The 11,440-nt window shown below is 56.5% G+C and carries 4 protein-coding genes; 1 reads left to right on the top strand and 3 read right to left on the bottom strand.

Annotation, left to right across the window (positions count from 1 at the left end; genetic code table 11):
• The first annotated feature begins 154 nt into the window (after positions 1 to 154).
• Positions 155 to 3,292: a chitobiase/beta-hexosaminidase C-terminal domain-containing protein gene (locus RBB76_RS13635; protein ID WP_429631249.1), complete on the top strand. Its 3,138-nt coding sequence runs from the start codon at positions 155 to 157 to the stop codon at positions 3,290 to 3,292.
• A gap of 35 nt (positions 3,293 to 3,327) precedes the next feature.
• On the opposite strand, the gene RBB76_RS13630 is transcribed toward RBB76_RS13635, so the two are convergent.
• The 3 genes from RBB76_RS13630 to RBB76_RS13620 all read right to left on the bottom strand — a co-directional run bounded on the left by RBB76_RS13630 (position 3,328) and on the right by RBB76_RS13620 (position 11,435).
• Positions 3,328 to 5,787, bottom strand: coding sequence for an ADOP family duplicated permease (locus tag RBB76_RS13630; protein WP_429631251.1), 2,460 nt, complete (start codon positions 5,785 to 5,787; stop codon positions 3,328 to 3,330).
• A 380-nt stretch (positions 5,788 to 6,167) separates the two neighbouring features.
• Positions 6,168 to 9,470: a TonB-dependent receptor domain-containing protein gene (locus RBB76_RS13625; protein WP_429631253.1), complete on the bottom strand. Its 3,303-nt coding sequence runs from the start codon at positions 9,468 to 9,470 to the stop codon at positions 6,168 to 6,170.
• A gap of 600 nt (positions 9,471 to 10,070) precedes the next feature.
• The gene (locus RBB76_RS13620) at positions 10,071 to 11,435 is read right to left on the bottom strand and encodes an APC family permease (RefSeq protein ID WP_429631255.1); all 1,365 of its coding nucleotides are present in this window, start codon (positions 11,433 to 11,435) and stop codon (positions 10,071 to 10,073) included.
• Between the last annotated feature and the right edge of the window lie 5 nt (positions 11,436 to 11,440).

Genomic DNA, 11,440 nt, shown 5'->3' with positions numbered 1-11,440 from the left:
GCGAGCTTGACTGCGCGTGGGGCTCGGCGGGCCATCTCATATACACTCTCTGCCCAGCGTTCTCTCGATTGACTTGCCCATGATAATGGTTTAGTTTCCTGACGACTGCTATGCTTTCACGTCGTGCGCTGCCGTTCGTGTCAGAGGAGTCCTCATGCCTGGAAAACGCCCTTTTGCTTCGAAGTCGTTGTCTGCCTTGTTGCTTGCATGTGTCCTTCCTGCGATGGCACAGACTGCTAACTACGCGGGGGTCGTCACCACGCTCAAGAGCGGACTGAATACTCTGCAGGGAGTGGCTGTAGATGCGAGCGGTAACATCTACCTCGCCGCTGGCTACCAGAGCACGATAGAAGAACTGGTGGCGGTGAACGGCAGCGTCCCCGTTAACCCCACGACGAGGAAGCTCGGCAGCGGATTTTCCCAACCGCACGGCGTGGCGGTGGACGCCAGAGGAAACGTCTATGTCGCAGATCTAGGCGATCAGAAGGTAAAGGAGATTCTCGCGGTCAATGGCAACGTTCCAGACGATGCAACCATCGTGACGCTCGGCAGCGGCTTCAGCGCACCTCATGGTGTCGCGGTGGACGCCAGCGGAAACGTATACGTCATCGACGCCAGCGAGAACACCGTGACTGAAATCGTCGCGGTCAACGGCACCATTCCTGCAAATCCGACGATGGTGGCACTTGGCAGTGGATTCAAGGGCGCTTATGGTTTAGCGGTCGATAGCAGTTCGAATGTCTATGTCGCCGACACCGGCAACAGTGCGGTTAAAGAGATCGTAGGCAATGCCAGCCCGAAGTCTCTCGGCAGCGGCTTCAGTCATCCGCAAAGCGTAGCGGTAGATGCCAGCGGAGACGTCTTTGTCGCGGATACCAACAACGGCGCGATTAAAGAGATCGTGGCAAACAGCGGCTCCGTCCTGACGATTGGGGGCGGGTTCTCTTTGCCCAAGGGAGTAGCGACCGACAGGTTCGGAAACGTCTACGTTGCGGATGCAGGCTCCAACAGCCTCGTGAAGATCGCGCTCAATCCGAATGTCTTCGGCTCGGTGGCTCTTGGCGCTACCGCGAACGCGACGCTCACCTTCCACTTCACCAGTAGCGGCTCTATCGTGGCGCCTGGCGTCTTTACTCGCGGCGCTACCGGGTTGGACTTTACCGACGCAGGTACCGGCACCTGTACGACTCAGGGGGACAGCCATGTCTACAACGCAGGTGACTCGTGCACGGTGGTCGTGAGCTTCAAACCACTCTACGCAGGCACACGCTTTGGTGCAGTGACCCTGAGCAATAGCTCCGGCGCCGTCATTGCGACGACCAACATCACCGGTGTAGGTGACGGGCCGCAGGTCGTCTTCCGTCCCGGAGTTAAGAGCACGGTAGGCAATATCAACGCCCACATGCCCATGTATCCCACCAAGGTTGAGCTCGACGGAAGCGGAGACGTCTTCTTCGTGGATGACAACGGACCAATCTATGAGATCCTCGCGGATCAAGGTCGTATCTCAAGCAATCCGACTATGCAGCAGCTGTATCTCTTTGGAAGTGTCTCGAACTTCGCCTTCGATGGCAGTGGGAACCTCTTCGTCGCCGCCATCGGCGTCATCTATGAGATCGTTGCGGTTAATGGAAGGATCCCAGCGAACCCGAACGTAGTCTTTGTAGCAAACGGGCCGAGTGCCAGTGCGGTTGCGGTAGACGGTGGCGGAAACGTTTACTTCTCTAACGGTGCCATTGTGCAGGAGATCATAGCGGTCAACGGTTCCTTTCCCCTGGGTCCGACACTTCCTACACCGGTGACATTGGCGACGATAGGATTCTCGGCTTCAGGAATGGCAGTCGATGGCAAAGGGAATATCTTCCTCGCCGATGCCGCCGACGGCCTGATCAAAGAGATCGTGGCGGTGAATGGCCAGATTCCAGCCAATCCAACAGTAATAACCGTGGGGAGTGGCTTCAAGGTTCCATACGACATCAAGGTAGACGGCGTGGGCAATCTTTACGTTGCCGATGAGGCCGCGGATGCGATCTATGAAATGGTTGCGGTAGACGGGACTGTTCCCGCCAGTCCCGCCATCCTGACGCTGGCTGATTCCAGCAGTGGATTGCTCACGCCCTTCGGTGTTGCCGTCGACTCGAGCAGGAACGTCTATGTCGCCGACTTTGTGCTCCCCAATCCGCCCTCTATAGGCGAAGTCTATAAGTTCGACTATGCCGATCCGCCGAGGCTTAGCTTCCTGCCAACCGCTCCGGGCCAGACCAGCAGCGACAGCCCGCAGGCTATAACCATCGCCAACGTTGGCAATGAGAACCTAAGCTTTTCGCTGCCGCAACAGGGGACCAATCCGAGCATCTCGCATCAATTCGCATTAGGCGGCAGCTCGACCTGTCCCTCGCTGACTACCCTGAGTGCGGCGCCGGCGATACTCGCGCCCGAAGGCTCCTGCACGGAACTGGTCAGCTTTGTACCTACCGGAACGGGTTCGATTCCTGGCTCACTTGTCTTCGTCGACAACGCGATTCCGGCGACGCAAACCGTAGTCCTGAGCGGAAATGTAGCGCCTACGCTGGCGGCGCCGGTACTCAGTCCGGCTGCGGGAACCTACAGCGTCGCGCAGACAGTGACTATGTCCGGTCCCGGCACGATCTATTACACGACCGATGGAACTGGACCCACCGTCAACTCGACTGTCTACACCGCTCCAATCATCGTCTCTGTGTCCGAGGTGGTGAAGGCGATTGCGATTGCTCCTGGATTCAAGAACTCGCCGGTGAGTGTGAACAGCTACCATCTGGTTCCGGCAGCCCCTGTCTTCAGCCCCGTGCAGGGCACCTACGGACCAGCCCCGTTTACGGTAACTCTCACGGACACCACGCCGGGAGTCTCCTACTTCTACACAATGGACGGCTCTGTACCGACGTCCGCTTCGATCCCGTACACGGGGCCGATCACCATAACTTCAACGCAGTTTCTGCGTGCAGTTGCAGTTGAAACTGGATACGGCAACAGCGCGGCGAGTTCCGCCAAATACATCTTTACAGCGCCGACCCCAGTGGTCAGTCCGGCTGGGCAAAACTTCACCGGCTCGATCGTGGTGACGATCACCGATGCGGACCCCACGGCGACGATCTACTACACATTCGCGGGCAACAAACCCGAGGTTACCTCCCTGCTCTACACAGGGCCCATTACCGTAACCCGGTCTGAAGATATCCAGGCAATAGCAGTTGTCCATAATGAAGCAGTGAGCGCGGTCGCAGGACAGGTCTACACCCTGGTCAAGAAATAACCGGAGGGCTCAGCCGCGCTGTCGAAATGAGTGAGTTACTCGGAACGTAGCGCTTCTACCGCATTCACTCTTGCTGCACGCGCCGCGGGCACAGCCGATGCAATTACGGCCGCACCCAGAATAACTACAGCCGAACCGACGAACGCAAGTGGGCCCGGCTGATGGATATCCGCTACGTATTTGGCGATTACGCGTGCCAGAGCAAAACCCACCACGATACCTGCGCCCACTCCGATGCCGGCCATCACCATGCCCTCTACGAGAACAGTGGTGAGAATGTTGCGCGGCAGAGCGCCCAAGGCCATGCGGATTCCGAACTCGCGCGTGCGCCAGCTCACAGAGAAAGCAAGAACGCCTGCTACGCCCACCACGGAGATTAAGAGTGCCACGGCGGCGAATCCGCCAAACACAATCGCGTTGAGGCGGTCGGGCGTCAGCACCTCCGCGCGAACGTCGCCGAGCGTGCTGGCCTTTTCCACGGGCTGGTCTGCGGACATTTCGCGAATGGTGCGTGAGATGGCCGGGACCAACGCGTAAGCATCCTGATGTGCGCGTACGAACAGGCGGCCGTTCCATCCTTGTTCTTGTTCGGTCGGCTCATAGATCGTCATGGCCGGTGACGGGATGATATTTTCATCGTCGAAGTCGGGCACCACGGCAATGATTCGCCTTGGCTCGGTGCTGACGCCGATAAACTTCATGACGCCGTCGGTCCACCACAGCGTACGGTTCACCGCGTCCTGTCCTGGATAGACCAGGTTTGCAAGGCTCTGACTGATGATGACTACGCGTTCGGAGCCGTCCTTGTCGCTGTCGTTGAAGTCGCGACCCTCGTGAATCGGCACTCCGAAGGTATCGAAGAATCCCGGCGATACCACACGGAACTTTCCGCGGAAATCCTGACCGTCTGAACGTTTGGCGCCTTGCGCGGCAAATTGAAAGCTGATGTTCAGGCCCCGATCGTCACGCCAGGGAGCAGTGAAACCCGAGGACACGTGCTCGACTCCCGGCAGCGCGCTGATGCGGCGTTGCACCTCGCGATAGAACTCATCCACCTGCTGGGGCGTCTTCCCGTACGACATGAGCGGAAGATTCAGCGCCAGAACGTTGGCCGAATCGAACGGCGGCCGCGTCTCCTCCAGCACCAGCAGAGTCTTCATCAGCACACACGCTCCGGCAAGCAGCAGGAATGAGGCTGCGATTTGCGTAACGGCAAAGATGCGGAGACGCTGGCTGCTGCCTCCGGCCACACGTGTTCCTCGGCCGGTAAGCCCACCTTGCGGCGCGTTTGGCGAGGGAAGCCGTGGAATGAACGCCAGGAAGACGGAGGCGATCAACGCCAGCCCAATCCCAAACCACACCAGACTGAAATCGAGGGTGAGCTCCTCGGCGCGCACTGAGAAGCGCGATGCATAACGTCCCAACACGGCCACCATCGGTATGGCGAGGGCTACGGACGCGAGCGCCCCGCTTCCGCATAGCACGAGGCTCTCGGCCAACAGAGAACGGCGCAGCACCGCAGTGCTTGCGCCCAGCGCCGAACGTATCGCCAGCTCTGGTTCGCGGCGCACCGTTCGCGCCAGCACCAGATTGGCAACGTTCGAGCTCGCAATCACGAAAAGCAGGCCCGAAGCCGCGAACAGTATCCACAAGATCGTATTGGCGCGCGAATTGATCTGCTGGTGGATGCGCGTCACGTCGATTTTGAAATGGTCCTCGGGCTTATACACTTCCGGATGTGCCGCCACCATCGCGCCGTATACGCTGCGCAGTTCGGCCCGCGCATTGTCGACACTCGCGCCGGGAGCCAGCCGCGCGAAGACTTCCGTCATGCGATGCTCGCGCCCCGTCACCATGGTGGCAGAAAGATGATGCGGGCTGGTGACGATATTTGCGATGATCTCCGTTGCCACCGGATAGGGAACGGATGGTTCGAGAACACCAACTATTGTTGCGTTGCGCGCGCCGGTGGCACTCTCCAGTCGCACAGCTTTTCCAATCACGCTGGGATCGGAGTGCAGCGACGTCTTCCAGAAGTGATAGGTCAGCACTACAGCTCCGGCGGCGTTCGAACCGTCATCGGCCGGAGTGAGCAGGCGTCCAAGCACCGGACGCAGGCCCATGACTTCGAAGTAGTGTCCATCCACCACGCCGGCTGGAATCTCGCGCGGCGTGCCTAGACCCACGATCGTAAAATCCAGCTCTGAAAATGTGCCCAGTTCGTTGATTGACTTCAGGCCGCTACCGATGTCCCGAATCTCGGGAATTGAAAACGCTGCATTCTCCTCGCCGATGCCCGGTGCGCTCTGGCGCAGATAAAGCAAATGATCTTCGTCGCGATTCGCCAGCGGACGCAGCAGCACGGCACGCACCACGCTGAAGATTGCAGCGTTGGCTCCGATACCCAACGCCAAAGTAAGGGCGACGGTAATCCACAGTGCAGGAACTCGCGCTAAAGAACGCACGGCAATTTTCAAATCGCGAAAAAATGACATCTCAGACCTCCATTCGGGCGATTTCCTCCGCCCGGATACCAACCAGGGTCTCCGGCAACTGGTCTTCGTCATCTATAGTCGCCGGGCACAGGGAAAATCGACAACAAAGTCAATTTTTTATTTGCAACTCCCTCAGCCGCCGAGGCGTGATGGATCTGCCTCGGCGCAGCAAAGTACCGACGCCGAGAAGCCGGTGGTGAGGAATACGAAGGTCGATGGTCCGGGAGTCGAGGAGGTGAACGAGGAGCGCTGCGGTTGCCTTATGGGGCTCGGCAGCCGAACTTCTGTAAGTGGTTCAGAAAAAAGGTGCCTGAGGAGATGCAGGAGGCGTTGTCGCCAATCTGCATTTCTCTCAGACACCTGGTTTCGTCAGAGGTTTGTTAGAACTTCAGTTTCAGCGCCATCTGCAGAATTCGAGGATCGCCGGCAGAGGAGATCTGACCGAAGTTGCTGTCTGTCAGTCCGAAGTCGGGATTCCCAAAATTCACATTGTTGAAGGCGTTGTAGAACTCCGCTCGAAATTCGTAGTTGACCCGTTCCCCTACCTTCCCGGTTTTGAGCAGTGCTAAGTCCGTGGTGAAAAGTCTGGGACCGCGCAGAGAATTCTTGCCTATGTTTCCGTAGGTGCCGATTGCATTGGGGACAAAATCCGCAGTGTTGAACCACTCGTTGATCAACGCAGCATGGGAGCGCCTGGTACTCAACTTGGTCTGCGAAATGTTTGCCACGGTGATGTCAGGACGGTCGTTGCCCATGGCGCTGAAGGAGTTATCATCCTCTGCGAATGAGGTAAACGGAAAACCTGATTGCCAGTTTGTGATGAAGCTCAGGTTCCATCCGTTGACCACCTGGTTCGTGATGCCTGTGACTGGAACATGGTGAAAGGCATAGATTCCCGACAATCTAAAGACGTTGGCAGCGTCACCGGCGTCTGGGCCGTAGTCAAGAGAACGGCCGCAGCCGCACGTATTGATGCCGCCGATTCCAAACAGATACTCCTGTCCATTGGGACCGAAGTTATTCAGTGCATGCGACCACGTATAGTTGGTTTGGAATGAGAGGCCATAGCTCAAGCGCTTCTCGACTTCAATCTGGCCGGCGTTGTAGTTACTGATCACTCCGGAGTTGATTGAACCGATAAAGCCGAAGTTCGGATAGAGACGACGTTGCTGAACATTATCCTCCGTCGACTGACCTGGAATGTAGACCGAGGGATTCAGTTGCAGCAGCCCTGACTCCTGATCTCCGGTACCACCTAGATGAGTTCCTTTATTTCCCACATATTCCAGACGCATGAACCAGTTGTTGGCAAACTGACGTTCGAGCGTGAGGTTATACGAGAGGATCTGGGGCAGCCGGAAGTGCCGATCGAAGATCTCTGTGAAGGATATGTCCTGAGGGAATGTTGCCGATGGGCCTGGATTGATTGGTCCGAAAGACCCTGGAAAAGGATTCGCTATACCCGCGGCGGAGTAAGGATTCGTAAAATTCGTGTTGGTGATATTCACGACCGGTGCAAAAGGAGGAATGCCGACCACATCTTCAAAGGCTACGCCGTTCGGGGCCTGATAGTAATACCCTATTCCACCACGGAGGCTTGTCTTGGCATCGGAGGTCAACTGATAGGCAAAGCCAAAGCGGGGGCCTACATTGCCGAAGTTGTTGTAGATCGAAGATTCCGGGCAGCCAGCATCGTGATTGCTTCCGCCGAAGATCAGACCAGCGGGTGAGTTGGGATAGCGCTGCGATTGCGCTCCAGGGACGAAACATCCTACGCGTCCCTCGCTATCCGCGTAAGGCGCGAAAGGATCCCAACGAATACCGGCGCTTACGGTAAGCCGTGAAGTCGCATGCCAGGTGTCCTGAAAGAAGGCGCTCCACTCGTTTCCGCTGAAGTCCAAATACAGCCCGCCTGCCTGCGTAAAGCTGGATGCAGCTCCAAGCAGAAAATCTGAAAGATTGTTTCCGCTCAAATTGCCACCAAAGCTGTAATTGCCGTCCGCCTGATAGCTATTTCCCATGGGCATGTGAATATGCGTCCATTCGCCGCCAACCTGGATCTCATTTTTGCCCTTGACGAGGCTGACGATTTCACGATCAGAAATCTGGCTGCTGTCCCAGGTTCCCGTGGCGGGTTGATCTCCTACGATGAACTCGCCAGATACATCAACGTTGAGCGTTGCCGGGAAATTGGTGGGTTGGGCAATATTCGCACCCGCATCCGCAATGCTGAAAGGCGCCGCCGACTGGGTCAGACCGGTCTTGCTGTTCCATCCGAAATAGCTATTGAGAACAATTGTGGGCGAGATCGTGTAGATGTCGACAACGCTGACGTTCTTCAGTCCCAGCTTCTGCGGGGTTTCTGAATTGCCTTCAAGAATGTTGCTTAGCGGCGGAATGATGATGGGGACGGTGTAGTTGAGTTGAAAATAGTGTCCGCTGAGATGATGCTTGCCAATGTTGAAGTCGATTTTGGCAAGGTACTCATCGGTATTCTGGATGGACGGGGCGCCGTTGTAAACCAAATAGTTTGGACCTAACTGCGGGGCGTTGGGAAGAGGAATGTGATTCAGCAAATAGAGCGCCGTCGGGTCAAACGCCGCCGGATTGATCTGGTTGTTGCTGTTGAACTGGTAAGGCGAATTCGGGTTGGGGTTCGTCAACACGGTGTCCGGGAGAAGTGCCGAGAAGTCTCCGTTGCGCTCGGCCTGGGTTGGCACCTGCGAATTGAGGCCATTGATAGCAGTGTTTTGGCGTGTGCCTTGGTAGGAGCCAAAATAAAACAGCTTGCCTTTCAAGATAGGTCCGCCGATGGTTCCTCCAAATTGATTTTGCTTCAACGGATTGGGAGAGGTCGCAAAGTAGTTCCTGGCATCCATTGCGTAGTTGCGCAGGTACTCAAAGACATCGCCGTGAATCTGGTCGGTTCCAGACTTGGTAACAACATTGGCGACACCGCCGGTGGCGTTTCCGTAAGCGGCGCTCATGTTATCGGTTTGCACATTGAATTCCTGCAGCGCGTCCGGACTGGGGAAGGGCAAATTGGCGTTGATGTAAAAGTCGTTGTAGTCCACGCCGTCCAACAGGTAGTAAACGCCGTTGGCACCGCCACCATTGACCTTTGCATATTGCTCGCCGGGAAGAATGCCCCCTTCACAACCAACGCCGCAGTTCTGCGCTGTCACATCCACTGCGCCGGGAACGAGAAAGACAAGCTGCTGGGCCTCGCGACCATTCATCGGCAAGCTCTCTATGCTCTTCTGACCGATAATGTGCGTGATCGCCGCATCGTCGGTGGTCACCTGGTTGGAGTTCGCGTCCACTGTGACTTGCTGGGTTATCGCCCCGATCGTCAGGACCACCTTCTGGCTGGCAGCCTGCCCCACAGCCAATCCAATTCCCTTTTGCACGTAGGTGTTGAAGCCAGCAACGCTAACGGTCAACTGGTAATCGCCAATGGGCAAACTGGGAAACAGGTACTCTCCTGCGTCCCCAGTTTTCACTTGCTGCTGATATCCAGTTCCTGTTTGTTCCACAGTCACCGATGCCCCTGGGACTGCCGCGCCGGAGTTGTCCTGAACCGTGCCACTCAGACGCGCCGTGGTGTATTGGCCAAATGCGGTAGTGGCCGCTAGCAAAAGAAACAATAGCGAAGAAAAGAGAACAGCTGGTTTGAACCGCATGTCGTTACAGAGCCGACACCCTGCATTTGGGCTTTCATCAATGGGTCTCATCCCTGCTGTCCCTCACTCATCTGAAGTATTTGGCCCAGTAAAAATACTAACTACTGCTCGCCCTTGCGAGGATCTAGATACACAATCTTTGTTTTCGTTAGATTGTGAAATGTTTCGATCATGTCTGTTCTTTTACGTTTGATCGGCTGTTAATGTCAAGAAGAAAAAACAGATTAATGATAGGGTGATTCGTTCCGGGGCTGGTGCGTTGCCACTGGCCCCATTGTTTCGGCGGGGTGGAGAAAAGCTGTGTCCCCGCTATTTGGCTGAGACCAGTGCGCTACCCAGCCTCCGGACAGCCGAGGTGTACCTGCTTCGATCTAGCCGGCATGCCGACAGGGTGGTGGCAACATCATCCACGCCTCCTATCCACGACAAAGATATTTCTATACATTTCGTTTTGTTGCGCATACGTTGCATCTTCGAAGGTGGAGCAATTCGAAACATGCGCGGAGGTGTATGCCAGGGAATTTATTGAGATGTGGTCTGCGTTAGGCGGATCCAGCTGGGAACGGTTGCCGGGACTGCTGAATTATGTGGCCGCGCTGATCAGTCGGAATTAGTGGGATCCGACCATTCCACCGCTGCGAGCGGCTTGTTTCCCTTCATCACAAAGTAGAGAAGCAGCCCAACTCCGACCCATGCGGCTCCCAGGAGCTTGGCGTCAAGATTGAGATTCAGCCAAATGAAGGTGCAAACGACCAAACCGCAAAGCGGCGACAATGCGGCGAAAGCTACCTTCTCCTGGGAACGGAATTTGTAATGAATAAGCGCAGCCGCGTTTACGCCAATGAACGCGATAAATGCGCCGAAGTTAAGCAGTTCCGCGCCCTTTTCAAAGGTCAACAGAAACGTACCGGCCAGCGTGACGGCGCCCAGCAGCAGCACGTTGTTGCGCGGGATTCTCGTCTTCGCATCTAGTACGCCAAAGAATCGCTTAGGCAGCGCATCGGTGCGTCCCATTCCATAGAGCAGACGCGCGGCGCCGAATTGCGCAGCGATACCTGAGCCCATATTGGCGATCAAGAGCGTCGCATTCAGTAATTGAAAAAGAAACTTGCCGCCGACGCGAAGGGCGACCTGCACGTACGCGGTGTCGACCATGGAGGCCGGGAATGGAATGCGTGCCGGCCAAGCAAGCTGCGCAAGGTACACTTCGATCGCGGACAGGACGCCAATGGCGAAGCAGGTGATGACCGTGGCCAACAAGATGTTACGCCGTGGGTTTTCGACTTCTTCTGACATCGTGGAGATACCATCGAAGCCGATATAGGTCAGAACCGCAATCGATGCGCCATGAAACAGGAGCCCGGGAGCGAAGGTAGCAGGATCGTAAAACGGCAGCAGCCATTGCCCACCGACGGGACGCGCCACCAGCGCAATGTAGCGTATGGCATACGCGATGAAGACCACTACGACAATGCTCATCCCCAACGCGAGCAGAGCATTCACGCGGCTTGATGTTTGCACGCCGCGCAGGTTCAGCCCGGTGAAGACCAGAACAAATGCAACGGCCCAGGCGGCATAAGGAATTTGGGGAAGAATATTCTGAGCCGCCGCGCTGCACCAAATGGCGCAGATGATGGGATTCAGCACGTAATCCATCAGCATGGACCAGCCCACCACATAGCCAGCCAGCGGGTGAATCTCCTTGCCGACATAGGTGTAAGCCGACCCGGCACTGGGATACACGCGAGCCATTCTGCCGTAACTCACAGCGGTAAACAGCATGGCCACCATCGCAATGAGGATAGTCGTCACCACGTGTCCCCGTGCGGCATTGCTGACCACACCGTAGATACTCATCGGCGCCGTGGGCTGAATGATGATGATGCCGTAAAGAATCAGGTGGCGAAGCTTGAGCGTGCGGCGGAGTCCAAGGGCCTCCCCGGATTGATCGACAGTTGTGTCCATACGGG

Origin of the sequence: Tunturiibacter psychrotolerans, from assembly GCF_051013365.1 — a bacterium.
In the GTDB taxonomy this organism is placed as follows: Bacteria; Acidobacteriota; Terriglobia; order Terriglobales; family Acidobacteriaceae; genus Edaphobacter; species Edaphobacter psychrotolerans_A.
This window is presented reverse-complemented; position numbering and strand designations above follow the sequence as displayed.

Coding starts and splice junctions, on each gene's coding strand:
- RBB76_RS13635 (WP_429631249.1), top strand. CDS start 155: ATGCCTGGAAAACGCCCTTTTGCTTCGAAGTCGTTGTCTGCCTTGTTG.
- RBB76_RS13630 (WP_429631251.1), bottom strand. CDS start 5,787: ATGTCATTTTTTCGCGATTTGAAAATTGCCGTGCGTTCTTTAGCGCGA.
- RBB76_RS13625 (WP_429631253.1), bottom strand. CDS start 9,470: ATGCGGTTCAAACCAGCTGTTCTCTTTTCTTCGCTATTGTTTCTTTTG.
- RBB76_RS13620 (WP_429631255.1), bottom strand. CDS start 11,435: ATGGACACAACTGTCGATCAATCCGGGGAGGCCCTTGGACTCCGCCGC.